The following is a 24,998-nucleotide window of genomic DNA, read 5'->3' as shown; positions in this document are numbered from 1 at the left end:
CACTCAACGTCACAGGACGGAGGGGCGTGCGGAATCTGACCTCCGCCGAAACGGGAATTGTTCAGTGTTAGGGCCCCGAGTGCAAGGGGTTTTTGCCAAACCTTCGGTCGGGCCGCCGCCACCTCCGGTCCGTCATACCTCAAATGGGTGATGCCCCCCTGCCCCACCTGTACTAGACTGCCGAGAGGAGTTTAGCGACAGCTTCGCGCCGGAGCCGCTGTTCCGCTCCATCGGCAGCGACAGGGACCCGTCCGGACCGGGATTCGGTACCGACCTCTCATAATCATATTGGAGCCAGATCATGCTTGTATTCATTCGAACCTTACTATTGAGCTTCGCCCTGATAACGCTGGCCGCTTGCGGCGGCGGCAGCAGCGGCGGTGACACCCCACCCACCAACGACGACGGTGGCAATGACAACGACGACGATAACGATGACGGCGGCAACGACGACGGTAGCGACGATGATAACGGCAGTGACGACGAGCCCACTGCCGGCAGCCGTACCGGCACCTTTGTCGACAGCGCGGTCGCGGGTGTAACCTTCACCAACGCGCCCAGCGGCGTCACCGGCACCACCGATGCCCAGGGCCGCTTTACCTTTGAGCCCGGCGATACCGTGACCTTCTCCATCGGTGATCTGAGCTTCCCCCCAACCACCGCACGCGGCGTCATCACCCCCTTGACCATCGCTGGCACCGATGACCCCACCGATGTGGTGGCGACCAATATCGCTCGCCTGTTGCAGACCCTCGATTTTGACGGCGACGCCAGCAACGGCATCGACATCGCCAGCCAGGCCGCCGACTTTGCCACGGCGGTGGACTTCTCAGCCGTGGATTTCGATGATCAGGTGGCCGATCTGGTTGCCAACTCCGGCAGCGACAACACCGCACTGGTAACCGCCGAGGACGCGCAGGCTCACTTGCAGTCCTCAATCGACGATGTGCGCGACCAGGCTGTGGGTAGCTGGTATTACGTGGATACCTCGGCGGCGGATGTGGAAGAACAGTTTGTTATCGTGCTGACCCTGTTTGCCGATGGTCGCTTCGCCATCTTTAATGACGAAGACTGGCCGGAAATGGATGGTTTCGAAGTCGGCGATCTCGACTGGAACATCAACAACGGCCGGGTCACCCTGTCGAACGTGCGCGACTACAACGGTGAGATTGGTCTGTCCGGTAGCACCTGCGCCTCAGAGGAAGACAGCCTGTTCACCTTTGATCTGGTGACTGGCGACAATCCCGGCGACGACAAGCTGTTATTGGGCGCCGATACCGGCGTCGGCGACGATTGCGACAGCGAAGGCGACGGTGCCGAAGTCATTGAGTTTACCCGTCTCTACAGCGACACCGATGGCCGGGTGGGCACCTGGTTTATGGAAGACGCCGACGAGTTCCTGCTTCTGCACCTGTTTGCCGATGGCATGTACGCTTACCTGGAAGAAGATACCGACCCGCAGACCCCCTCCGACGGGATTGAGCGCGGCTCCTACAGTATTGAGACCGACACCAGCGCCGTCACCTGGACCGTGGTGACCGACACCAATGGCGACAGCGGCTTCTCTCACCCCTGCCCCGACCTGTCCGCCGGAGAAACCGCCTGCGGCCCCGACGGTGGGGACATCGTGGAAACCCTGACCTTCGACGCCGACAGCAATACCCTGGTGTTTGGAACCAACGACCCCAATGAAGAGCCGGAAGCGTTTGAGCGGATTGGTCCCACCGGTGTAGAAGTGGGCACTGGCGGTGGTTCAGGCACCGACGATGGTAGCGACGGCGGGAGCGACACTACAATTGATCTCAATGGTACCTGGACCTTTAGTGTCACTGAGGATGCCACCGAGTGCGGCTCTGACTTCGAAGAGAGCTACGTCGAGAATTACACGATCGAGCAGAGCGGCACGGATCTGACCGTGATCGACTACCTAGGCACCGAGTTCAGTGGCACGCTGGACGGAACCTCCGTCAATTGGAGCGGGACCTACGATGAGGATAACGGCCAGACCACCAACTCTGTCAGCGCCACTATCAATGGTGTGGGCGATCCGGTAGGGCTTACGATTGAGGGCACCGGCCAGTGGACCTACACCGAGGGTGACTTCAGTTGCTCCGGCACCACCACTTACTCCGCTATCAAGAACGACTGATCAATAACCAACAAGGGCCTCCAGTCGGAGGCCCTTCCCTCTCTTCCCCCCCTTAGTCCACATCTCACCCCCCCCTCACCGAGAGGATCCGAGTCCTGCCGACAAGCCCAAAATGAAAACGTTTCTATTTTTTTGACTCAGCCACTTGCCAACCACCTAAAAACGGGTCCATAATCTGCCTTATTCAGTGTCTTTACGACCATAAGCCGGAATGGCAACGTTTTCATAAACGTTTTATGAATAGTCTCATCCCGGCCGGGGCGTCAAAGCACACAGCGCTAACGGAGCGAAACCGTGTCGATCAAGCAAGTGGCCAAATTGGCCGGGGTATCCATCTCCACGGTATCCCGGTGCCTGAACAGCCCTGACCAGGTCAAACCCAAGACCCTGGCCGCCGTTCAGTCGGCTATTGAGGAAACCGGCTACGCCCCCAATGCCCTGGCCCGCAACTTCCGTCGGGGCAAGACCGGGCTGATTCTGGTGGTGCTCCAATCCGTGGGTCTGCCCTTCTGGGAAGGCGTGATGCGCGGCATCAATGGGGTCGCACGGGAGACCGGCTATTCGATCCTGATCCGAGAGACCGCCAGCAGCCAGCCCGAGCTGGATGACTACTGCAAGATGGTCATGTCCAAGGAGGCCGATGGCATCATCGTGCTCGCCAGCCCCTCGCCCCTCTCCGGCACCAGCCAGTACTCCACCCAGGCACGGCGCACGCCGATCGTGCTCGGCTGCGAAAACGTCACCGATGAAATGGCCCATATCCCCAGCGTACGGGTCGATAACCGTCGCGCCGCGAGTGAGGCCACCCAGTATCTGCTCCAGCTCGGTCACCAGCGCATCGGCTTTATCGCCGGCTCGCGCGGCTCACTGCTGACCCGGGACCGGGAGCGGGGCTACTTCGATGCCATGAAAGCCAGCCCCCAGGGCGAACACCGGGAGTGGGTGGTCAACGGTGACCAGACCATCGACGGTGCTCGGCGGGCCACCCGCAAGTTGCTCAGCCTGCCGGAGGCGCCCACCGCCATTTTCTGCGCCAACGACGAAATGGCCATGGCGGCAATCTATGAAATCAAACGCCGGGGGCTGCGCGTCCCCGAAGACATTTCGGTGGTGGGCTTCGATGACACCCGCTACGCGGCCATCATGGATCCGCCCCTGACCACCGTGGTGCAGCCCACGGAAGAGATCGGCGAGCGCACCATGCGCCGTCTGATCAGCGCCATTGAGGGCCACGATATTGGCGAGGCACCGGAAATCGTGGAGCACCGGCTGATCGTGCGAGATTCCACCGCGCCACCGCGCTCCGATACCTCCGGCCAGGCGCAGAATCAGTCGGCGGAACGGATGGCCTGAATCGAGCAACACCGATTTACTGGTAGTCAACTAAACTATAAGATGGGCGGCAAGCGGCTCAAACCCAACAGACAGAAAGAGTAGAACTATGTACTTTTTAGGATTAGACATCGGCAGCTCCTCGGTCAAACTGGCCGTCATCAATGGCGAAACCGGCGAACGGGTGGTGGGCGCCACCTACCCGCCCCAGGAAATGACCATCAGCGCCCCGCAGTCCGGCTGGGCGGAACAGTCCCCGGAAGCCTGGTGGGACGCCGTGCGTCAGGGCTGCGCCCAGATGTGGGCCGAGCACCCCGAAGCGAAAGACAAGATTGGCGCCATCGGCATCTCCTATCAGATGCACGGCCTGGTGGCGGTGGATGCGCAAGGCGAGGTATTGCGCCCTTCGATCATCTGGTGTGACAGCCGCGCGGTCGCCACCGGCGAGAAAGCCTTTGAGGAACTGGGTAAAGACTGGTGCATGGAGCACCTGCTCAACTCCCCGGGCAACTTCACCGCCGCCAAGCTGCGCTGGGTGCAGGAAAACGAGCCGGATACCTACTCCAAAATCGACAAGATTCTGCTACCCGGCGACTACATCGCCTACAAACTGAGCGGCGAGTGCACCACCACTGCCTCCGGCCTGTCCGAAGGCGTGTTCTGGGACTTTGCCGAAAACAAAGCCTCCGAAAAACTGCTCAAGCACTGGCATATCGATCCAAGCCTGTTGGCCAAACAGGTCCCGAACCTGGGCGTGCAGGGCGAAGTGAACGAACAGGCCGCCCGCGAACTCGGCATCAACCCCGGCGCCAAAATCGCCTTCCGCGCCGGCGACCAGGTGGCCAACGCCATGAGTCTGAACGTGCTGGAGCCGGGCGATGTGGCCACCACTGCCGGCACCTCCGGCGTGGTCTATGCGGTCACCGACAAGAACATTGCCGACCCCGATCAGCGCATCAACACCTTCCGCCACGTCAACAAAGGCGAGGCCGAAGTGCACAAGGGCCTGCTGGCCTGCATCAACGGCGCCGGTCGGATGAACAGCTGGCTGCGCGGCGTGCTGAGCGCCGGCGGTGAAGTCTCCTACCCGAAACTGAACGAGCTGGGCGAATCCGTGGAACCTGGCAGTGACGGCCTGAACGTCTATCCTTTCGGGAACGGCGCCGAGCGGATCATGCGCAACAAGCTGTTGTCCGCCCAGATGGATGGCCTGGACCTGAACCGTCACAGCGTCAACCACATCGCCCGCGCCACCCAGGAAGGCGTGGCCTACGCCATGAACCTGGGTTTTGATCTGATCAAGGGCCTGGGCGCGGAAACCCGCGTGGTGCGCGCCGGGCACAGCAACATGTTTTTGAGTCCGATTTTCAGCAGCGCCTTTGTGAACCTGACCGGCGCTCCGCTGGAGCTGTATCAGACCGACAGTGCCGAGGGCGTCGCCCGGGCCGCGGCCTGGGGTTGCGACTACTACACCTCCCGTGAGGATGTGTTCCGCACCCTGACCCGCAAAGCGATTCTCGAGCCGGAGGCAGCGCTGCAATCCCGTTACCAGGAACTCTATGGCCATTGGCGTGAGGCGGTCGAGCGCCGCCTTGCCGAGGCCCGATAAGGACACCCAAAACCGGGCGGTGGCGCCACCGCCGCCCACCTCTTTTCACACAAAGCACAAAAGGTCATTACCATGAGTATCACCCTAGGCGATAAAGAGTATTTCCCCGGCGTTGGCAAAATTGCCTACGAAGGCCCCGAGTCCGACAACCCCTTCGCGTTCCAGTATTACGATGAGAACCGCGTAGTGGCCGGCAAGACCATGAAAGAGCACTTCCGCTTTGCCGTGTGCTACTGGCACACTTTCTGCGGCGCGGGTCACGACCCCTTCGGCCCCGGCCCCTTCCACTTCCCCTGGAGTGAAGGCAAGGATCACGAAACCCGCACCCGCATGAAGCTGGACGCGGCGTTTGAATTCTTCACCAAGCTGGGTGTGCCCTACTACTGCTTCCACGATGTGGACGTGATTGAAGAGGGTGATTCCCGCGCGGAAACCCAGAAGCGTCTGCAGAACTGGGTTGAGCTGGCGAAAGCCAAGCAGAAAGAGTCCGGCGTAAAACTGCTGTGGGGTACCTCCAACCTGTTCAGTAACCCGCGTTTCATGAACGGCGCGTCCACCAACCCGGATTTCGACGTGGTCGCTTTCGCCGGCGCCCAGCTGAAAGACGCGATGGACGCGACCATTGCACTGGACGGTGAGAACTACGTGTTCTGGGGCGGCCGCGAAGGTTACATGAGCCTGCTCAACACCGACATGAAGCGCGAGCAGGAGCACCTGGCCCGCTTCCTGACCATGGCCCGCGACTACGGCCGCAAGAACGGTTTCAAGGGTAACTTCCTGATCGAGCCCAAGCCGATGGAGCCCACCAAGCACCAGTACGATTTCGACAGCGAAACCGTCATTGGCTTCCTGCGTCATCACGGCCTGGACAAAGACTTCAAACTGAACATCGAAACCAACCACGCCACCCTGGCCCAGCACACCATGGACCACGAAATGCAGGCCGCGGCCAACGCCGGCATGCTCGGTTCCATCGATGCCAACCGCGGTGACTACCAGAACAGCTGGGACACCGACCAGTTCCCGTACAACATCAACGAAACCGTTGAAATGATGCTGGTTCTGCTGCGTCACGGCGGCTTCCAGGGCGGCGGCGTAAACTTCGATGCCAAGCGTCGTCGTAACTCCACCGACCTGAACGACACCTTCTTCGGTCACATCGGTGGTATGGACGTGTTCGCCCGCTCACTGTTGATCGCCGACGACCTGATCCAGAAGTCGCCGCTGGAGAAAATGCGCGCCGAGCGTTACGCCTCTTTCGACAACGGCAAAGGTGCCGACTTCGAGCAGGGCAAACTCACTCTGGAGCAACTGGCCGAGATTGGCAACGCCCTGGGCGAGCCCAAGCAGACCAGCGGCCAGCAAGAGCTGTACGAAAACATCATCAACCGTTTCGTACGCTAAGAAAACCCAACCCCGCTGCCACCACCTGGTGGTAGCGACTGGCAGCCAGAGCGGCGGGGTGGCATTGTCTGAAACGCTCGCTTCAGGGATGAAGCGCGCGAGCTACAGGGACGTATTCATGCGTTTTCAGACAATGCCATCCCGTCGCTCCGGTCTCAGACCTTCAACCCAACCCAATGGAGATCCCAAGCAAGTAGCACAAGCAAAGAGTTACTAGACCGAAACAAAAAATAAACCCGATCTGGGAACACACCAGACACATGAGAGAGAAAAACAATGAAAACATGGCTATCCCTTGCCGGGGCAGCGCTGCTACTGGGCGCCTGCACATCGGCCAACAACCCCGATCATTCCCAAACCGACGCCGAAGACTGTAGTCCCTACCTGGGCAACCCTTACGTCAAACACTGCCAGCAATGGGAGACCACCTACGAGGGTCAACGCCAGGCGGATCTCGGTGACGGTACTTATCTCAACCCCATCCTATCCGGCGATCGTCCCGACCCGAGTATTCTGAAAGACGGCGACGACTACTACATGACATTTTCCTCGTTTGAGGCCTACCCGGCCCTGACGATCTGGCACTCCAAAGACCTGGTGAACTGGGAGCCGGTTGGCCCGGCCCTGACCGAGTATGTCGGCAGCATCTGGGCGCCGGAGCTGACCAAGCACGACGGACGCTACTACCTGTACATTCCGGCAAAGTTTCCGGGCAACAACAATATCTATGTGGTCTATGCGGACAATATCGAAGGCCCCTGGTCCGATCCGATCGCGCTGGATAACGACCTGATTGACCCCGGTCACGCCGTGGGTGAAGACGGCAAGCGCTACCTGTTCCTGTCCGCCGGTTATCGTGTGCCACTATCTGACGATGGCCTGCGCATTACCGGCGACATGGAGCACGTCTATGACGCCTGGGATTATCCCGAGCACTGGGACGTGGAATGCGACTGCCAGGAAGGGCCCAAGATCATGCAGCACGACGGCTATTACCATATGATCACCGCCGTCGGCGGCACCGCCGGCCCGCCTACGGGTCACATGGTGATTCACGCCCGCTCCAAATCCATCCACGGCCCTTGGGAAGACTCGCCCCACAATCCGATTGTGCGCACCGAGAGCGCCGCGGAGAAATGGTGGTCCCGCGGTCATGCCACCCTGGTGGAAGGCCCGACCGACGGTGACTGGTACATGATGTACCACGGTTATGAAAACGGCTATTACACACTGGGCCGTCAGACCCTGATGGAGCCGGTGGAGTGGACCGACGATGGCTGGCTGGTCACCAAAGGCTACGACATGAGTCAGCCCATTCCCAAGCCCGAAGGTGGCACCGCGCTCAAGCACGGCATCCCCCTTTCCGATGATTTCAGCACCAACAAGTTCGGCATCCAGTACAGTTTTTTCCGAGGGGATATTACCGAAAACGAACGGGTGCACTACGATCACGACGCTGGCGTTCTGGAGCTGGAGGCCAAGGGCGACTCACCCAGCAACAGCTCGCCTCTGACCTTCATTGCCGGCGATCACTCCTATCAGTTTGAAGTCGATATCGACTTTGACGAGGGCGCTCAGGCCGGCGCCATGGTGTTCTACAACGATAAGCTCTACGCCGGCGTTGGGGTCAACAAGGCGCATTTCGTCCTGCACCGCTACGGCATGGACCAGCGCACCGCCCCCAAGCCCGACGGCATGGACACCCAACTGCGGATGCGGATCACCAATGACCGGCACATTCTCACCATCCACACCAGTACCGATGGTGGGGAAACCTGGATCAAGTATCCGACCCAGATGGAAGTCTCCGGCTACCACCACAATGTGGCTTATGGCTTTATGAGTCTGCGCCCGGCCCTTTACGCGGCCGGTGAAGGTAAAGTGCGCTTCAGTAACATGGTGTATCGCGCTCTGCCCTGATAAGCTACACACGCACCCGGCCTTAAAGACAGACAATAATGGCCGGGTTGCACAGGGACTGGCCGCCGGGCGCCACGCCTACGGTCAGTTTCAGGTCAACATGGGGCAACAACCAGTTCGACGATAACAACCACGGTCTGGCAATTTTTGGAACCCAAAAAAACCATAGGTATTCACTCCATGACTACAAATGCAACTCACCCTGAACAGGGAAGTACGCTGTTTATTGTGTTGATCAGCTGCGTCGCCACTATCGGCGGCTTTCTGTTCGGCTTTGACAGCGGCGTCATCAACGGCACGGTCGAAGGCCTGCAAACCGCGTTCAACTCCGACAGTGCCGGTACCGGGTTGAGCGTGTCGTCCATGTTGCTCGGCTGCGCCGTCGGCGCCTTCTTTGCCGGTAACCTTGCGGACAAATACGGACGTCGCTCCCTGCTGATCGTCGCCTCGGTCTTTTTCATCGTGTCCGCGTGGGGCTCCGGCGTTGCTGGTGGCACTGTTGAATTTGTCATCTATCGCATTCTGGGCGGTCTCGCCGTAGGTGCCGCCAGCGTCATGGCACCGGCCTATATCAGTGAGGTGGCTCCAGCGCGCTACCGCGGTATGCTCACCTCAGTGCAGCAGATCGCCATCATCACCGGCCTGACCATGGCGTTCTTCAGCAACTACCTGTTGGCCAAATTCGCCGGCGGCTCCACCCGGGAGTTCTGGTTGGGTTTTGAAACCTGGCGCTGGATGTTCTGGATGGAATTGATCCCGGCATCTATATTTTTCTTTGCTCTTCTGGCTATTCCGGAAAGTCCCCGCTATCTGGTGGCGTCTGGAAAGATGGAGAAAGCCGGTGGCGTACTGGCCCGGTTGTATGGGCGCAGCACGGCCGAGACCAAAGTCGAAGAAATCAATACCTCCCTGGCCAAAGACCATCACCGCCCGCGGCTGTCCGACCTGATCAACAAACAGACCGGCAAGCTGCGCACCATCGTCTGGATCGGCATCGGCCTGGCGGTACTGCAGCAGTTCGTGGGCATCAATGTGGTGTTCTACTACGGTGCAGTACTCTGGCAGGCAGCGGGCTTCTCCGAAAACGACGCGCTGGCCATCAACGTCATTTCAGGCAGTATCAGTATCGCGGCCTGTCTGATCACCTTCTTTTTTGTCGACAAGATCGGTCGTAAGCCTCTGCTGTGGTTTGGCTCGGCCGGTATGGCCATCACTCTGGGCCTGGTCGCCTATGCCTTTGCCGGCGCACCGGTGAACGTGGAAACCGGCAACCTGAACCTGTCCGACAATGCCGGCCTGCTGGCCCTGATTGCGGCGAATGCTTATGTGTTCCTGTTCAACCTGTCCTGGGGCCCGGTGATGTGGATCATGCTCGGGGAGATGTTCCCGAACCAGATTCGCGGTTCCGGTCTGGCGGTTGCCGGTCTGGCCCAGTGGTTGGCCAATTTCCTGGTCACCTGGACCTTCCCGATTCTTCTCGCGGGCATTGGTTTATCCGCCGCTTACGGTATCTACACCTTCTTCGCCGCGCTCTCTGTGGTGTTTGTGTTGATGATGGTGCATGAGACCAAAGGGAAGGAATTGGAGGAGATGGAGGGGTAATTACCTTGGGTTAGGCGGATGCGGCCTTTGGCCTCCGAAGCGTCGGACCGATCCGCCCTACGCATAGCACGGCAGGTCGTGTAGGGCGGATAAGCAAAGCGCATCCGCCGTAACCCAACGTTAAGCTCCCCCACTATCGTGCTAACCGCAACAATGCGGCCACCGAAATCGCATCGGTGATTTCGCCGCGATCTACCATGGCGATGGCCTCGGTGAGCGGTAACTTTTTCACTTCAATATCTTCGCTATCATCCAGACTCTGCTCGACGGTCTGCAAATCCCGAGCCACGTAAATGATCGCGGTTTCGTCGGTGACCGAGTTGGATAACTGCAGCTCCTGCAACATCTCCCAGTGTTGGGCCGAGAGCCCCACCTCTTCCTGCAACTCACGCTTGACGGCACTCAATGGGTCTTCATCGCGGGGACAACCGCCCTCCGGGATTTCCCAGGTATATTCACCCATGGTGTAACGGGTCTGACGCACCAGCCAGGTGTTGCCTTCTTCATCAATCGGGACCACACCGACCGCGGTATTTTTGAAATGCACCACGCCATAAATGCCATCCGTACCAGCCGGAGTGATCACCTCCTCGTGGGACACTTTAATCCAGGGGTTTTCATACACGCAGCGCGTCGACTTGCGCTGCCAGCCGCCGATCCTATCAGTCACACAATCACCTTTATCATTTGGGGGAGACATTCAGGGGTCAATGCAAACGGTGGGGGTCAAGCTCAACGCGCTGGATGTGTCGACCGAGCATCAACACCCGGCCAAAGTAGCGGTCACCACCGGTGACGGTGAACTCGAAATAGAACGCTCTCCATAAACCGGGGCGACCCCGGGCGTCTTTTTTGATCCAGAGCTTACGCAGATAAACACTCTGATCCAACATCTGCACCTGCATCTGTTCACAGTGACGACGGGCCGCGATGAACGCCCGGTCTTTCGCCTGAAAGGCGCGCCAGCTGTAATAAATGAACAGGCCCAGAACGGTCAGCCAGATCAACGCTTTCAAATCGAGCATGAATTCATGATTCCCGGACAAACCCGAAGGATACCGTCTGGTGACTCGCGGAACCACCCCGAGAGAAAAATTTTCAGCATAAGAAACGTGTGGCTTAACGCGAGCGAAAAGCAGCGGGGGCAAGCCAGAGCGAAGAGCACTCTGGCCCAATGCGGGCCGCCGGAACCGGCGGCCGCGCAGGTGATTGCGTTCGGTCAGATTACAGCGGTGTGACGTTTTCCGCCTGCGGTCCCTTCTGGCCCTGGGTCACTTCGAAAGTGACGCTCTGGCCTTCTTTCAACGTGCGACGACCTGAACCATTAATGGCACGAAAGTGAACAAACACGTCTGCACCACCTTCACGCTCGATGAAACCATAACCTTTGTCGTCGTTGAACCACTTAACAACACCTGATACCAGTTGATCTGACATACTTTCCTCGTCTAGCAAACAAATGCAGATCCGAAAACATCGACGAACCTGCCTGACATAAACCGACCTTGGTCAACGCCTGGGCGAGCAACGCAAAAGCCGGGGTGAAACAACCCCAGGGGTTGTGCTAAGGGAAGGGTCGAACAAAGTTACTGGAGGGTGCCTCGCGGGAGCCTAGCCTTTGGCCGTTCACAATCTCTAGCAAAAAAATTAAAGCACTTCGCTCCGGGCAGTTCAAGCATAATTTGATGAAACTTTGAGCGGGTTCCGAAGCGGCAGCGAACGGCACTCACAGGGTGCCGAAAAAGGTGTAGGGCACCACATGGGTGCGCTACCGACGGGCGAGCACTTCGTGCAGGTAGATGGAGAGCACCACCAGAGGCATGCTGAATATCATCACCACGCGCTTCAGTACTTCAAACTCCAGTCCTTCCTTGGCCAACTGGTAACAGGCCAGCGCCCAGACGGCGCTGGCGAAGTAAGCCCAGCGCCAGCGCCGGAAAACCCCCAGCGCCACTGCCCAGCCCACCGGGGCCAGCAACAGGCCATAACCCTGTGAGTAGCCCAGAAACACCGCACCGGCAACCAAGAGGCACAGGATCAACATCGCATTGAGTGACAGGTCCAGTCGGCGCTTACGCTCGGGGGTGAGTAACGGCATAGTCGGCGTCACTCCTTGTCCACGAAGTACAGAGGATCTTTCTTGATGGCGGCCAGTGCCGCATCCCAGGCCGCCTGGGCATCCACCAACATGCAGTCGGCCGCGAGCAGCTGGCCGCGCTTGATCGCGCCTTCAGGCAGCAACGCCTCCAGACGATCATAGCGCTGCACATAGCCTTTGAAACTGTGACAGCGAACGGCGCTGGTGATCTGACGGCCCCGGGCATCGGTGAGGATGAAGTCCACGGGTTCATCCTCCAACAGGTACGGCGGCATCACCTGTTCTTCCACCGCGTGCATCATGGTGTTGACGGTGAAATCGCACCCGAGAAAGAGAATCCGGCCGCCGAGCTTCGGCAAGATGGCGAAAGGCGAATGCTCACCACAGGGCGTATGGTCCTTTTCGTGACCCACGAGCAGGTCCGAGGTATTGGGGCCGATCGCCGCCGCCGAGTGCGTCGGATGAAGACTGCGCACCACACCCTGCTGGCGACGGAACGCCTCGCTCAGGCTGCCGACACAAGAGGGGGTTTCCTCGGTGTCGAACAGCGGATTTTCGGCGTTGACCGTTTCGTAACTGAGCGTGGGCATTGCCAGGGTACCCGCGGGCCCCAGGGCCCGGCGCAGCCCCGCCGATACGATATCGGCGGGCATGGCCTCCCCCAGTGAACGCAGCGATGCGTGCACCATCAGGGTATCCCCGGGCTTCACACCCAGGTCTTTGAGAAGGTTGGACAGTTCCAGATGGGGGTTGATATTCATAGCAGCTCATACTCCCATGGCTTTTTGAGCAAGCGTGTTTTTGATCAGTGGCAGATTATCCACCCGCCGGAGCCCACTATTGCGCAGGGCGATCCAGGCGGGAGAGCGACTGCCGAAGAGTCGTTTGAAACCTTCCATGGTCGCCATCATGCCCAGGTTATCCCCCAGGCGTTGGCGTTGATAACGGCGCAGTATCGAGGGCTCCGACAGCGGCAGGCCGCGAGTCAACGCCCGTTCAATTTCCTGATACAGGGCCTGGACATCCTTCAGCCCCAGATTCACCCCCTGACCGGCCAGCGGGTGGATACTGTGCGCCGCATCCCCGACCAGGGCGATGCCCGGACGGATGTAATCCCGGGCGTGGCGCTGGTAGAGCGGAATACCGTGGCGGCGATCCGTACCGGTGACCGCCCCCAGGGTGTATTCGAAGTCCCGTCCGAGGCGGTCGCAGAATGCCGTGTCGTCCAGGGCCAGCAGTTCGTCAGCCAGAGCCGAATCGGCGGACCAGACGATGGAGCTGTAGTGCTCATCCCAGGGGTGCTCACCGGCATCCACTTCCCCCCAGTGGCAGCGCAGGGGCAGGAATGCCAGTGGCCCGGTGCGCATAAAGCGTTGGCGGGCCGTCTGGCCGTGGGGACGCTCGGTCCGCACCGTGGTGACAATGGCCCTCTGTTCATAGGGCCACTCCCGGATATTGAAACCCGCCAGCTCGCGCACCCGGGAGTGAGCCCCATCGGCGGCAATTACCAAAGGCGCAACCAGGGTGTGCCCGGTGTCGAGGCCGACCGATACGGCACCGTCATTGCGCTGCTTAAGGGTCGCCACCGCCGCCGGCCGGAACCACTCGACCGTGGACTGGTAGGTCAAGGCCTGACGCAGGTGGCGCACCAGAACGCTGTTTTCCACAATGTGGCCCAGCTGGTCGCAGTTGAGCTCATCCGCGTGAAAACCGATGCGCCCGCTGGCCTCACCATCCCACACCAACATATCCCGGTAGGGGCAGGCCCGCTCGGCCTCTATGTGCCGCCATAGGCCCAACTGCTCATAGATTCGCCGGGACGCCGGCGTCAGCGCCACCACCCGGGGATCGAACTGCTCCCCCCGATACACGGCCGGCTCGGCGTCGCTGGCTTCCACCAGCGCCAGGCGCAGGCCACGGGCCGCCAGCAGGGGCGCCAGTTTCAGTGCCAGGGTGGCCCCGACCTGCCCCGCACCGACGACAATGACATCGTACGTGGTTTCACTCATGGCCCCATCTCCGACAGCCGTTGAACGGGAGGTTCCCAGGGCGCACGCGGCCCGGCCGTGCCCATGGTCTGGGCGGCAAACCAGTCTTTTACCCCGGGCAGAAAGTCCAACCCGACAAACCCGAGATGACGCAACGCCATCAGACCGAGACGGCGGTTGGAAAACACCCGCACCAGTTTATCGCTCAGCTGTATGGTCAGACGCTGATCCTGGGCGCGCTGCGCCACATAACGATTCAGCACGGGCAGCGCCCCGGGATCACCTCCCTCCAGACGCGCCCGCCGCAAGACCGCCGCCAGGGCCGCCGCATCGCGCAGTGACAGGTTGAACCCCTGCCCTGCCACCGGGTGCAGATAGTGGGCACTGTTGCCCAGCAACACCAACCGCGAGCGCACCTGCTCCTGGGCCTGAACCAGCGCCAGCGGCCAGGACTGTCGCTCGCCGACCCGGGTCAGGCGCCCGAGACGCCAGCCGAAGGCCCGCTGCAGGGCGTCAAGAAATTCCGGCTCCGGGGCGCGGCGCAGTGCCTCGGCCTCGCCCGGGGGCAGGGTCCAGACCAGCGCGGCCCGACGGGCCTGCGGGCTTTCATCCAGCGGCAACAGCGCCAGGGGCCCCCGGGGGGTAAAGCGCTCGTAGGCGCGACCCCTGTGAGGTCGCTCGAACGAGACATTGGCAATCACCGCATGCTGCTGATAGTCGCGGCGGACCTGCTCTATGCCCAACCGACGGTGCAGATCGGAAGCGCCTCCGTCCGCGAGCACCACCAGCCGCGCGGTGAGCGTTCCCGGGGCACCCTCACCCTTCAGGGTGAGGGTGCTCAGGTGCCGCCCCGGCAACAGGCCGGTCACCTGCGCCGGGGCCAGCACCCGGACCTCCGGCGCGCCATCGGCCGCCGCTCGCAGGGTCGGTGCCAGCCAGGCATTTTCCAGAACGTAACCCAGGGCATCCCGGGCCTGCTCACGGGCGTCAATCAGGGCCCCGCCAAGGTGCCCCTGATCGGACACATGCACCTCCGTGATGGCCGTCGCGTGGGCTTTCAGCCGAGACCATAGCCCCAGACGCTGCAGAATATCGGCGCTGCCAGCGGAAATGGCGGTGGAGCGATTGTCATAGTGAGGCGCGTAGTGATCACTCACCAACCCGTCGGGAGAGCGGGCGTCGATCAACACTGTCCGCCAGCCGGCACCGCTGGCGGACAGCAGTCCGGCCAACACAGACCCCACCATGCCACCGCCCACAATGGCGATGTCGTAGTCCGGCAGGGCAAGCGATTCATTCATGGACAGGCCTCACACAGGAACAGTGGCGGTCATTACCGCGATCGCGATGCATCGGCCATCAGTGCCTCGATGTCATCCGGCTCCTTGGGCACACCGTCGGTCAGAACCTCGCATCCCTCTTTGGTCACCACCACATCGTCTTCAATCCGAATCCCGATGCCGCGCCACTTCCGGGCGACCCGCTCATTGTCCGGCGCCACATAGAGTCCGGGCTCCACAGTCATGACCATACCCGGCTCCAACAGGCGCCACTGGCCATCGATTTTGTAGTCGCCCACATCGTGCACATCCAGCCCGAGCCAATGGCCGACCCTATGCATATAGAATTCGCGATAGGCCTCGTTGGCGATCAGTTCATCCACTTCACCCTGCAAGAGCCCCAGCTCTACAAGACCTTCGGTCAGCACCTGGACCGACACCTCGTGGGGACGGTTCCAGTGGTTGCCGGGGCGGATCTCGGCAATCGCCGCCCGCTGCGCCTTGAGGACCCATTCATACAGAGCGCGCTGCTCCGCACTGAAGGTGCCGTTGACCGGGAAGGTCCGGGTGATATCCGCGGCATAGGTTTCGTACTCACAGCCGGCATCAATCAAGACCAGGTCACCGTTTTTCAGTGCGGCGCTATTTTCAATATAGTGCAAGATGCAGCCGTTTTTACCGCCGCCCACAATACTGCTGTAAGCCGGGAAGCGCGCCCCGGCCATTGCAAACTCGTGCAGAATCTCCGCCTCGAGCTGATACTCCATCACCCCCGGCTGGCAGTAGCGCATGGCGCGACTGTGCGCCCGGGCGGAAATCTCCCCGGCTTGGCGCATCAGGCGCAGCTCGGCGGCACTTTTGATCAGGCGCAGGTCGTGCAGAAAGTGATTCAGATCGAGAAACTCCCCGGGTGGGGTGGCACCGGAGCGGACCTTGGCACGGATACTGTTCACCCAGTCCATGACCTGGCGATCAAACTCCCGATCTTTGCCCATGGCGTAGTAAACCCGCTCCCGGCCTTCGAGCAGGCCCGGCAGAATATCGTCGATGTCATCAATGGGGAACGCATCGTCAGCGCCGTAATCCCGGCAGGCACCTTCGGGTCCGGCGCGGTAGCCGTCCCAGATTTCCCGGTCCGGGTCCCGGTCGCGGCAGAACAGGACGAACTCGCCGTGCTCCCGCCCGGGAATCAGCGCCAACACCGCGCCGGGCTCGGGAAAACCGCTCAGGTAGTGCAGGTCGCTGTCCTGGCGGTAAGGGTACTCGGTATCGCGACTGCGCTGACGTTCCGGCGCCGAGGGCACTATGGCAATGCTGTTGGGTTCCATCACCTCCATCAGCGCCTTGCGCCGACGGGCGAACTCCTGACGTGTGATTTTCATGGATCGACCTTAGGGCTCAGCCGTTAGATAACGCGAAAAAGAGGTAACGACATCAATGCAGGGTCGGGGGTTCATCCGCCGAGGGGTCCTGGGTCGCCTCGGCACCAGGCACATTGGCATCCACCAATGCCCGCGCGCCAAACTCCATAAACAGCGACAGCGCGGCCATGCGCACATATTCCACCACTTCGACGTAATCGTTCTCGGCTTCACGGGCGGACTCTTCATCGTCCAGCTCCACCTGGGCAATGGCCGCCAGATCTTCCAGCGCCTCGCGGGCTTCGTCCGACAGGTTGGTGTCGCCGGCGTGCCCAGCGCTGCCAAAGCCCACCAGAAAACCGTGACACCACTGCCCGAGGCACTGCACCCGCAGGGTGATTTCCCGCTCGTCTTTGGGCAGCAGCGGTTGCAGCGCAAAGCCGTTGCCGGTCAGTTGCGCCCGGGTATCCCGGTACACTTGGGTCAGCGCATTGCGGACCGACTCGTCTGGCGCCTGGGTAAAGTCCAGCTCTTCCACCGCCTCAAGCAACCATTCGGTTTCATCCGGTTTGGCCCCACCACAGAACTTCCCGCACAACAGCCCCTGCAATTCCGCCGGGTTGATCAGAATACCCAGCGGCTGTAACAGCTCGCTCAATTGTTCATAACTCAGGGGGGTTATTTCGGGTTCGGTCGTCATGGGCACCTCGTGTCGTTGACCGGATATGCTAACACGAATCCCGATTTGACGGCGGCACGTACGGTTACGGCGGATGTCGTCGAGTACGGTTGCGGCGGATGCGCCTTCGGCTTATCCGCCCTACGCATACCATGGCAGGTCGTGTAGGGGCCGAGCGCAGCGGTATGACCCGCATCCGCCGTAACCCAACGGGGCGAAGATTGACCCTCTGCGAAGGGCGCAATATAGTAGCTGCACGCGAATAATGAACCCGGTCCCCGAAATCATGTCCGATGAACTGCTAGAAGCCCTGGAAGCGAAGATGGATCGTCTGATCCAGGTCTGTGAACGCCTGCAGCAGGAGAACGACGAACTGCGGGCCAAAGCCAATGACTGGCAGCGGGAGCGGGTGCGTTTGATCGAGAAAAACGAGCTGGCCCGCGGCCGGGTAGAGGCCATGATTACGCGCCTGAAGAGCCTGGAGGCTGACTCGTGAGTACCGAAACGGTTTTCGTGAAAATTCTGGATAAAGACTATCAGGTGGCCTGCCCCCGAGAGGAGCGCGCGGCACTGCAGGAGTCTGCTGAACTGCTCGATGAGCGCATGCGGGCCATCAAGCGCAGCGGGTCGGTAATCGGGCTGGAACGGATCGCCGTGATGGCGGCCCTGAACCTGAGCCACGAATTATTGCAGGCCAAACGCCAACCGCAACAGCCCTCGCTGGATCTGGACCAGAACGAACTGCAGCGTCTGAACGACAAAATCGATCGCAGCCTGGAGCAGTTCGAGCAGCACTGAGCCCCCACCTTTTGCCGGTGCCGAATCCGGTTGCGTTGCCCCCCGACTTCCGGGTTATACTGAAAGCACGCCCTGGGGTGTTCGCCAGTCAACACGTCCTTGAGCCGATAACCGCAGTACAGGCGTTGTTCTGTAGGTCCTGTTGAGCATTACCGCGCGAACGGGAAGCCTGATGGACCGCGAACATCGCCACCTTGAGCCTTAGGGTTCAAGGCCCAATTGACAGCGGCACCTTGGGGTTCTCCTTTCTCTCGCCGGTCCGGTTTGGGTCCGGTGATTCCTTTCGGACGATTCAACCGCGGACGTCTCGCCCTTGAGCACGATTTCCGAATTTCCCGCACCGGACAAGAAACAACTGCGCCAACGATTGCGCGCCCGCCGCAATGGCCTGACGGCCCAGGAACACCGGGACGCCGCCCACGCAGTGGCCCGCCAGATCAGTCGCACGGCGGAATTCATTCGCAGTCGGCGGATTGCCGTGTACTGGCCCAATGACGGCGAGATTGATCCCACCCCCATTGTGGAGCGAGCCTGGCAGTTGGGTAAGCAGTGCTACCTGCCCGTCTTACACCCCATTCAACCAAGGCGACTCTGGTTTGTGCTCTGGCAGCGCGACACCCCGCTCTACCCCAACCGCTATGGTATTCCGGAACCGAATCCCTACCGGGAACCGCGCCTGGCGGCACCCTTTCTGAATCTGGTATTGCTACCCTTGGTGGGCTTCGATGCGAACGGAGGGCGACTGGGCATGGGCGGCGGTTTCTACGATCGGACCTTCGCGTTCAAGGCCGATGACGGTCACATCCCCGGGTACGGCCCGGACCTGTTTGGTCTGGCGCACGCCTGTCAGGAAGTACCCGCGCTGCCGATTGAACCATGGGATATTCCCCTGACAGCGGTGGTAACCGATCGGGGTGTTGTTCGATAAGAGGTGGGTGTTGCTGAGAGCGACGGGCGCTAGGAATTATCGGCCTGTTGCAGGACCACCGAGGCAGCGCTGCTGTCGTCATCACCAAACCAACTGCCCAGATCCAGCGCACTGATCAGCACGCCCAGGCAGAACACAAAAATGACCAGAGTAACGATATCGGTTTTCATTTTATTCGGAACCTTCTTTTTTAACCGTTCAGGTATTCAGTTAATCGACATCCGTCCAGAACTAAATTTCCCTGTTGGCGTACCGTTTTATCGCAACGAAGTCTAAGGTTAGTCGAAAATCGTGACAGATCAAGAAAAACGTCGGAAAAATGGACGTTTTTTGAGGCAAATGTGTTGAAAATCACATTTTTAGGGCGGGTTTTGCGGTTTTAACGGTGGATGGCGGGCTTCGCCCTTATGCCACCCTACCGTGAAGTAGATCGGATTAGCACCTCAGCTCAGAAAGAACTGATAGGCCTCATTGTCGGTTTCATCCCAATAGGGATAATTGATTTCATCCAGGAATTTGCGCACCTGTGCCCGCTCTTTCTTGGGCACCTGCATACCGATCAACACCCGCCCATAGGCGGCGCCGTGGTTGCGATAGTGGAACATGGAAATATTCCAGTGCCCGGCCACCCGATTGAGGAAGGCGAGCAGCGCTCCCGGACGCTCCGGGAACTCGAAGCGGAATACCATTTCATCCCCCACGTTCGGCGCGTGCCCGCCGACCATGTGGCGGATATGCATCTTGGCCACTTCGTTGTCGGTCATATCCACCAGGTCATAGCCCTGCTCGCGCAATTCGGACACCAGCTCGGCGCGGTCGTGGCCGCCGCTGCCCACCTGGATGCCGACAAAGATTTTCGCCTCCTGGCTATCCGCGTAGCGGTAATTGAACTCGGTGATATTGCGCTTACCCAGTGCCTTACAGAACTCTTTATAGGCACCCGGGCGCTCCGGAATGGTGACCGCCAGAATGGCCTCTCGCTGCTCACCGATTTCCGTGCGCTCGGAAATGTAGCGCAACCGGTCGAAGTTGATGTTCGCCCCGCAATCGATGGCAACGAAGGTCTGACCGGTAATGCCGTTCTCCGCCGCATACTTCTTCATGCCCGCCACGCTGATGGCACCGGCAGGCTCGGCGATGGAGCGGGTATCCTCAAAAATGTCCTTGATACCGGCACAGATCTCATCGGTATTAACGGTGATCACCCCGTCAATGGTCTTGCGGATCACCCGGAAGGTTTCTTTGCCGATCTGGGCCACCGCCACCCCATCGGCAAAAATACCCACCTGGGGCAGGGTCACCCGCCGCTTTTTCTCCATCGCGGCCTTGAGCGAGGCGGATTCATCGGACTCTACCGCAATGACTTTCACATCCGGGCGCACGTATTTCACGTAGGCCGCCACACCGGCGCAGAGACCACCCCCACCGACGGCGACAAAGATCGCATCGATATGGCCCGGGTACTGGCGCAGAATCTCCATCGCCACCGTGCCCTGCCCGGCAATCACGTCCGGGTCGTCAAACGGGTGGATATAGGTCATGCCCTTTTCTTCCACCAGTTTTTTGGCGTGGGCCGAGGCTTCATCGTAGCTGTCCCCATGTAGAACGACCTTGCCTCCACGGGCGCGCACGGCGTCCACCTTGATCGGCGGCGTGGTGCGCGGCATCACAATGGTGGCCTTGATACCCAGATGGTGAGCGCCCATCGCCAGCCCCTGGGCGTGGTTGCCCGCCGAGGCCGCAATCACGCCCTTTGCCTTCTGCTCCGGGCTCAGTTGCAGCAGCTTATTGTAGGCGCCCCGGATTTTGAAGGAGAACACCGGCTGCAGGTCCTCGCGCTTGAGCAACACCTGATTGCCGGTGCGCTGGGACAACAGCGGCGCCGGGTCGAGTGGCGTCTCGACGGCGAGGTCGTAGATGCGGGCATTGAGGATACGTTTGATGTAGGAGTCGGGCATAGGAGTGTATTGCACCAAAGCTGTGTGAGACGGCAAACCCCCATGGTAAACAATTTGCGAACCGCTGGCATCCATCGCGTATAATGCGCGCATCCACAACAGCGAGGTGACCATGACCCAGGACGAACTCAAGCAGGCAGTCGGCCAGGCCGCCGTCGACTACATCGCCCCGAAACTTCAGCGCGACAGCATCATCGGCGTGGGCACCGGCTCCACCGCCAATTGCTTTATCGACGCCCTCGGTAAGCTCAAAGACGATTTCGCGGGCGCCGTGGCCAGCTCGGATGCCTCGGCGGAGCGTCTGCAGAAGCTGGGCATCACGGTGTATGACCTGAATGAGGTCAGCGAGCTGCTGGTGTACGTTGATGGCGCCGACGAGAGCAACGCCCAGTTGGAGCTGATCAAGGGCGGTGGCGCGGCGCTGACCCGGGAGAAGATCGTCACGGCGGTATCCCGGGAGTTTGTCTGTATCGCTGATGAGAGCAAGTGGGTGGATGTGCTGGGTGCTTTCCCGCTACCGGTGGAGGTGATTCCGATGGCGCGCTCTTATGTGGCGCGCGAGTTGGTGAAGCTGGGCGGCGATCCGGTGTATCGCACGGGTGTGGTGACGGATAACGGGAATGTGATTCTGGATGTGCATCATCTGGAGATCATGGAGCCGAAGAAGCTGGAGGCGGAGATCAACCAGATCGCCGGGGTGGTCACCAACGGCCTGTTCGCCCGACGCGGCGCCGATGTGTTGTTGCTGGGCACCGCTGAGGGTGTGAAGACCATCAAGCCCAAGTATTAACTGCGATAGCCTCTTAGCTTCGAAGCGAGTCCGGTCCGGGGTGGGGTGTATCTATCCCGGACACGCCGTAAACCCATCCCTGGGGGCTCGACGCGCGGAGTCCCTCCGCTTACGGTCCGGGATAGATACACCCCACCCCGGACCTCAGTGCCATCGACAAACCTAAACGCTCACCACCCTCTTTCGCGCTTCACATCAAATTCGCGTAGGTCGGGTTGGCGCGCAGCGCGTAACCCGACGCTTGGCACTCGACGTCGGATTGCGGCCTTCGGCCGAATCCGACCTACTCGGACTTAATCGCGAACAGCAACTCTTAAGATTGGCCTCATCCTGCCGATAGCGCCTCTATAACCTCTGTACATTTGCCACCGCAGTTGATGCTGGCACTGAGGGCGCTTGAGGGGTAGACCGTTTGTAGACTCTCGGAGACATGGATGTCGACGAGAAGCCCCCGTGGACGACCCACATGGATGTAGGAAGTGTCCCGAAGCGCCGGGAGCGCGAAGGGACCGGGTTCACGGCGGGTCTACAAACGGTCTACCCCTCAAGTGACCGGATTCAATGCCCCACACTCAATCCAATCAAAGGATAAGCTTTCATGAACTGGATCAAGCGCAGCATGCAGACTCGGCTGATGGCCGTGGTGGGGCTCGGGTTGGGGGGCTTGCTGGTGACGGCGGTGATCGCCATCAGTCAGTTGAACCAGCGGCTGGATCGGTACAACGAACTGATTACCGTCAACATCGCCCAGGAACGAGCCATCAACCAGATGAACTTCGACTTTAAAGTCCAGGTTCAGGAATGGAAAAACGTTCTCCTGCGTGGCTACGACGACAGTCGCCGCGTCCGGTACTGGAACCAGTTCGAAGAACAGCACAACATCATCCAGGACGAAGGGCAGGCACTGCTCAGCAAAATGGAACAGGGCCCCGTGCGCCAGGAAGTGGCCGACTTTCTCGACGCCCACCAGACACTGTTCCGCGAATACCGCGCCGGCTTTGAAGCCTTCAGCGCCAACAACTACGACCCGACAGTGGGCGATAACGCCGTCTCCGGCATCGACCGGGAGCCCAGTCGGCTGCTGAACGACGCTGCAGAACACATCAGCACCACCGTCTCCACCCTCACCCGCGAGGTCGAACAGGGCAGCGCCCAGGTCAGTTTCTGGTCGCAAGTGGCCATTGCGAGCGTCGCCCTGCTGGTGGTGGTGTTGCTGTGGTGGACGCTGCGGGCCGCCTTCCTGCGCCCACTCAAAGTTCTCATGGACCATATTCAGGAAATGGCCCAGGGGGATTTCACCGGCAAGGTGCGTATCCAGCGGGCCGATGAACTGGGACAACTGAGCGACAACCTGACCCGGCTACAGTCCGAGATGGGCGGCGTCATCGGCTCAGTAAAAGACTCGGCGCTCAAACTCAACCGCGCCTCCGAGCACATCAATCTGAACGCCGATGAAATCACCCGGCTGACCGGTGAAACCGAACAGTCCACCGATCAGGTGGCCACAGCGGTCAATGAGATGTCATCCACGGTGCAGGAGGTGGCCAACAACGCCTCCGGGGCCGCCGAGGCGGCCAATCAGGCCGATGAGGGGGCGCGACGTGGGCGCTCGGTGATGGAGTCCACGCTGGATTCGATCAATCATCTGTCCAACGATGTGAATTCCGTGGCCGAGGCCATGCGTCAGCTCGAGGGTGAAACCAACCGGATTGGCAGTGTGCTCGAAGTGATTCAGAACGTCGCCGAGCAGACCAACCTGTTGGCCCTCAATGCCGCCATTGAGGCGGCTCGGGCCGGTGAGCAGGGGCGCGGCTTTGCGGTGGTGGCCGATGAGGTGCGCACCCTGGCCCGTCGGACCCAGGATTCCACCCGGGAGATTGCGGAAATCATCGATGCGGTGCAGGCCGGCGCTGCCAACGCCATGTCCGCCATGACCGCCAGTCAGGAGCAGGCCCAGAATACCGTGGCCAGTGCCGGGGAGGCCGGTGAGGCGATTGCCGAAATTACCCGGGCCGTGGCCAGCATCAGTGAGATGAATGCCCAGATCGCCACGGCGGCCGAGGAGCAGAGCTACGCCGCCGAGGAGATTAACAAGAACATCGAGCGGGTGGTGGAGCTGGTTCAGGGCGCCCACCAGAGCGCCCAGGGGTCCACCAAAACCGCGCGGGATCTCAATGAGTTGTCGCGGCATTTATCAACACAGATCGCGCATTTCCGGGTTTAGACGGTATATCCAAAGCCGGGGCGGGACAACCGTACCCCACGTAGGTCGGATTAGGCCGGAGGCCGTAATCCGACAAGGGCGTCTGTATTGTGTCGGATTACGGCCTTTGGCCTAATCCGACCTACTCGGACTCATCCACCAATGCCTCTACTAACGCCACTGAATCATTTCGCCCAAACGCTCAAGATCATTGATCACCCGCCACTGGCCGCCGCCGGATTCCACCCGGCCCTGCCAGTGCTCCAGGCGCTTGGCGTAGTCCCGGGGGTCGATATTGTCCCGACGCAGCTTGGTGACATTCAGCGCGACCACTTCCACCCCGGACATGTCGATGGGAAAGTCCCGGATCTGCCCTTCCTGAAGGTCTTCCTCCAGGTCGGAGAACACGAACAGGTAGCGCTGCCCGGCGCCGGTTTCGGTCAGGTAATCGTGGCCCTGAATCACGCCACCGGTAATGTCGGTATTGGCGGCACCTCGCTCGATACCCCCCAACACCTCATCCAGGGTTTCCTTGAAGGCCCGCTTCTGGCCGTTGGCCACGCTCGGACGCTCGTCAAAGGTGACTTTGGCGACGATGTTTTTCTCGGTGAAGCTGCCGCTGTCAATCAGGGCCACCGCCATCGAATCACCACTGTCCAGGCTGCCCAGCAGATAGGCAATCAATGACTGGGCTTTGTCCAGCTCCTCGGTGTAGGTCCCGGAGGTATCCAGCAGCAGATACACGGCGCGGTTATCCGGCCGCTGGGTGTCGCTGCAGGCGCTGATCATGCCCAGCGCACTGAGCAGCGCGGCCAGGACAGCGCCGCGCCGGAGCCAACCGTAATAACGGTTCATGGTTGTCTTCGTCGTACGCTTCATGGCTGTCTCCGTCTTACGCC

General features: G+C 60.4%; 23 protein-coding genes and 1 other RNA gene. 12 read left to right on the top strand and 12 right to left on the bottom strand.

Features of this window, described 5'->3' with window-relative positions; translation table 11 throughout:
* Positions 1-301 precede the first annotated feature (301 nt).
* The 6 genes from N645_RS0113140 (at position 302) to N645_RS0113115 (ending at position 10,016) form a co-directional block, all read left to right on the top strand.
* Positions 302-2,149 carry a hypothetical protein gene (locus N645_RS0113140; protein ID WP_024461978.1) on the top strand — a complete coding sequence of 616 codons (1,848 nt, stop codon included), beginning with the start codon at positions 302-304 and terminating at the stop codon, positions 2,147-2,149.
* Between the two features lie 294 nt (positions 2,150-2,443).
* Positions 2,444-3,502, top strand: coding sequence for a LacI family DNA-binding transcriptional regulator (locus N645_RS0113135; protein ID WP_024461977.1), 1,059 nt, complete (start codon positions 2,444-2,446; stop codon positions 3,500-3,502).
* 88 nt (positions 3,503-3,590) lie between these two features.
* The gene (locus N645_RS0113130) at positions 3,591-5,090 is read left to right on the top strand and encodes an FGGY-family carbohydrate kinase (RefSeq protein ID WP_024461976.1); all 1,500 of its coding nucleotides are present in this window, start codon (positions 3,591-3,593) and stop codon (positions 5,088-5,090) included.
* 72 nt (positions 5,091-5,162) lie between these two features.
* Positions 5,163-6,494: a xylose isomerase gene (gene xylA / locus N645_RS0113125; RefSeq protein ID WP_024461975.1), complete on the top strand. Its 1,332-nt coding sequence runs from the start codon at positions 5,163-5,165 to the stop codon at positions 6,492-6,494.
* A 276-nt stretch (positions 6,495-6,770) separates the two neighbouring features.
* The gene (locus tag N645_RS0113120) at positions 6,771-8,414 is read left to right on the top strand and encodes a family 43 glycosylhydrolase (protein ID WP_024461974.1); all 1,644 of its coding nucleotides are present in this window, start codon (positions 6,771-6,773) and stop codon (positions 8,412-8,414) included.
* 180 nt (positions 8,415-8,594) lie between these two features.
* The gene (locus N645_RS0113115) at positions 8,595-10,016 is read left to right on the top strand and encodes a sugar porter family MFS transporter (protein ID WP_024461973.1); all 1,422 of its coding nucleotides are present in this window, start codon (positions 8,595-8,597) and stop codon (positions 10,014-10,016) included.
* A 133-nt stretch (positions 10,017-10,149) separates the two neighbouring features.
* On the opposite strand, the gene N645_RS17110 is transcribed toward N645_RS0113115, so the two are convergent.
* The 9 genes from N645_RS17110 to N645_RS17105 all read right to left on the bottom strand — a co-directional run bounded on the left by N645_RS17110 (position 10,150) and on the right by N645_RS17105 (position 17,443).
* Positions 10,150-10,716 carry an NUDIX hydrolase gene (locus tag N645_RS17110; RefSeq protein WP_051174463.1) on the bottom strand — a complete coding sequence of 189 codons (567 nt, stop codon included), beginning with the start codon at positions 10,714-10,716 and terminating at the stop codon, positions 10,150-10,152.
* Between the two features lie 7 nt (positions 10,717-10,723).
* Complete coding sequence (locus N645_RS0113105; protein ID WP_024461972.1) at positions 10,724-11,041, bottom strand: DUF3301 domain-containing protein; 318 nt, start codon at positions 11,039-11,041, stop codon at positions 10,724-10,726.
* 199 nt (positions 11,042-11,240) lie between these two features.
* Entirely contained in the window at positions 11,241-11,453 is a 213-nt protein-coding gene (locus N645_RS0113100; RefSeq protein WP_024461971.1) for a cold-shock protein, read from the bottom strand.
* A 331-nt stretch (positions 11,454-11,784) separates the two neighbouring features.
* Positions 11,785-12,114: a hypothetical protein gene (locus tag N645_RS0113095; protein WP_024461970.1), complete on the bottom strand. Its 330-nt coding sequence runs from the start codon at positions 12,112-12,114 to the stop codon at positions 11,785-11,787.
* 8 nt (positions 12,115-12,122) lie between these two features.
* Positions 12,123-12,875 (bottom strand): AAC(3) family N-acetyltransferase, encoded by a 753-nt coding sequence (locus tag N645_RS0113090; protein WP_024461969.1) that lies wholly within the window; start codon positions 12,873-12,875, stop codon positions 12,123-12,125.
* Between the two features lie 6 nt (positions 12,876-12,881).
* Positions 12,882-14,123 (bottom strand): UbiH/UbiF/VisC/COQ6 family ubiquinone biosynthesis hydroxylase, encoded by a 1,242-nt coding sequence (locus N645_RS0113085; protein WP_024461968.1) that lies wholly within the window; start codon positions 14,121-14,123, stop codon positions 12,882-12,884.
* Positions 14,120-15,403, bottom strand: coding sequence for a 2-octaprenyl-6-methoxyphenyl hydroxylase (gene ubiH, locus N645_RS0113080; protein WP_024461967.1), 1,284 nt, complete (start codon positions 15,401-15,403; stop codon positions 14,120-14,122). The genes N645_RS0113085 and ubiH overlap by 4 nt, the downstream gene beginning before the upstream one ends.
* Before the next feature lie 32 nt (positions 15,404-15,435).
* On the bottom strand, positions 15,436-16,764 hold the full coding sequence (gene pepP / locus N645_RS0113075) for a Xaa-Pro aminopeptidase (protein ID WP_024461966.1): 1,329 nt from the start codon (positions 16,762-16,764) through the stop codon (positions 15,436-15,438).
* 52 nt (positions 16,765-16,816) lie between these two features.
* The gene (locus N645_RS17105; protein WP_024461965.1) at positions 16,817-17,443 is read right to left on the bottom strand and encodes a UPF0149 family protein; all 627 of its coding nucleotides are present in this window, start codon (positions 17,441-17,443) and stop codon (positions 16,817-16,819) included.
* Positions 17,444-17,687: 244 nt separating this feature from the next.
* Between N645_RS17105 and N645_RS0113065 the strand changes: the two genes are divergently transcribed.
* The 4 genes from N645_RS0113065 to N645_RS0113055 all read left to right on the top strand — a co-directional run bounded on the left by N645_RS0113065 (position 17,688) and on the right by N645_RS0113055 (position 19,148).
* The gene (locus N645_RS0113065) at positions 17,688-17,918 is read left to right on the top strand and encodes a TIGR02449 family protein (RefSeq protein ID WP_369755570.1); all 231 of its coding nucleotides are present in this window, start codon (positions 17,688-17,690) and stop codon (positions 17,916-17,918) included.
* Entirely contained in the window at positions 17,915-18,220 is a 306-nt protein-coding gene (locus N645_RS0113060) for a cell division protein ZapA (protein WP_024461963.1), read from the top strand. Before N645_RS0113065 ends, N645_RS0113060 begins: the two co-directional genes overlap by 4 nt.
* Before the next feature lie 66 nt (positions 18,221-18,286).
* Positions 18,287-18,464: non-coding RNA, 6S RNA (gene ssrS / locus N645_RS17860), on the top strand.
* Positions 18,465-18,533: 69 nt separating this feature from the next.
* On the top strand, positions 18,534-19,148 hold the full coding sequence (locus N645_RS0113055) for a 5-formyltetrahydrofolate cyclo-ligase (protein ID WP_024461962.1): 615 nt from the start codon (positions 18,534-18,536) through the stop codon (positions 19,146-19,148).
* 29 nt (positions 19,149-19,177) lie between these two features.
* On the opposite strand, the gene N645_RS18200 is transcribed toward N645_RS0113055, so the two are convergent.
* Positions 19,178-19,318: a hypothetical protein gene (locus N645_RS18200; protein ID WP_170162958.1), complete on the bottom strand. Its 141-nt coding sequence runs from the start codon at positions 19,316-19,318 to the stop codon at positions 19,178-19,180.
* A 273-nt stretch (positions 19,319-19,591) separates the two neighbouring features.
* A complete protein-coding gene (gene ilvA, locus N645_RS0113045) occupies positions 19,592-21,181 on the bottom strand; it encodes a threonine ammonia-lyase, biosynthetic (RefSeq protein ID WP_081666239.1) in 1,590 nt (529 codons plus the stop codon).
* A gap of 37 nt (positions 21,182-21,218) precedes the next feature.
* On the opposite strand from ilvA, the gene rpiA reads away from it, so the two are divergent.
* The gene (gene rpiA / locus N645_RS0113040; RefSeq protein ID WP_024461960.1) at positions 21,219-21,896 is read left to right on the top strand and encodes a ribose-5-phosphate isomerase RpiA; all 678 of its coding nucleotides are present in this window, start codon (positions 21,219-21,221) and stop codon (positions 21,894-21,896) included.
* A gap of 598 nt (positions 21,897-22,494) precedes the next feature.
* Positions 22,495-24,120 carry a methyl-accepting chemotaxis protein gene (locus N645_RS0113035; RefSeq protein WP_036161367.1) on the top strand — a complete coding sequence of 542 codons (1,626 nt, stop codon included), beginning with the start codon at positions 22,495-22,497 and terminating at the stop codon, positions 24,118-24,120.
* A 150-nt stretch (positions 24,121-24,270) separates the two neighbouring features.
* Here the strand turns inward: N645_RS0113035 and N645_RS0113030 are convergent, their stop codons facing one another.
* Positions 24,271-24,978, bottom strand: coding sequence for a vWA domain-containing protein (locus N645_RS0113030; RefSeq protein WP_238559254.1), 708 nt, complete (start codon positions 24,976-24,978; stop codon positions 24,271-24,273).
* Positions 24,979-24,998: the final 20 nt, after the last annotated feature.

Source organism: Marinimicrobium sp. LS-A18, from assembly GCF_000463525.1.
GTDB lineage: Bacteria > Pseudomonadota > Gammaproteobacteria > Pseudomonadales > Cellvibrionaceae > Marinimicrobium > Marinimicrobium koreense.
The sequence above is the reverse complement of the archived record's forward strand: the minus strand, read 5'-3'. Positions and strand labels throughout refer to the sequence as shown.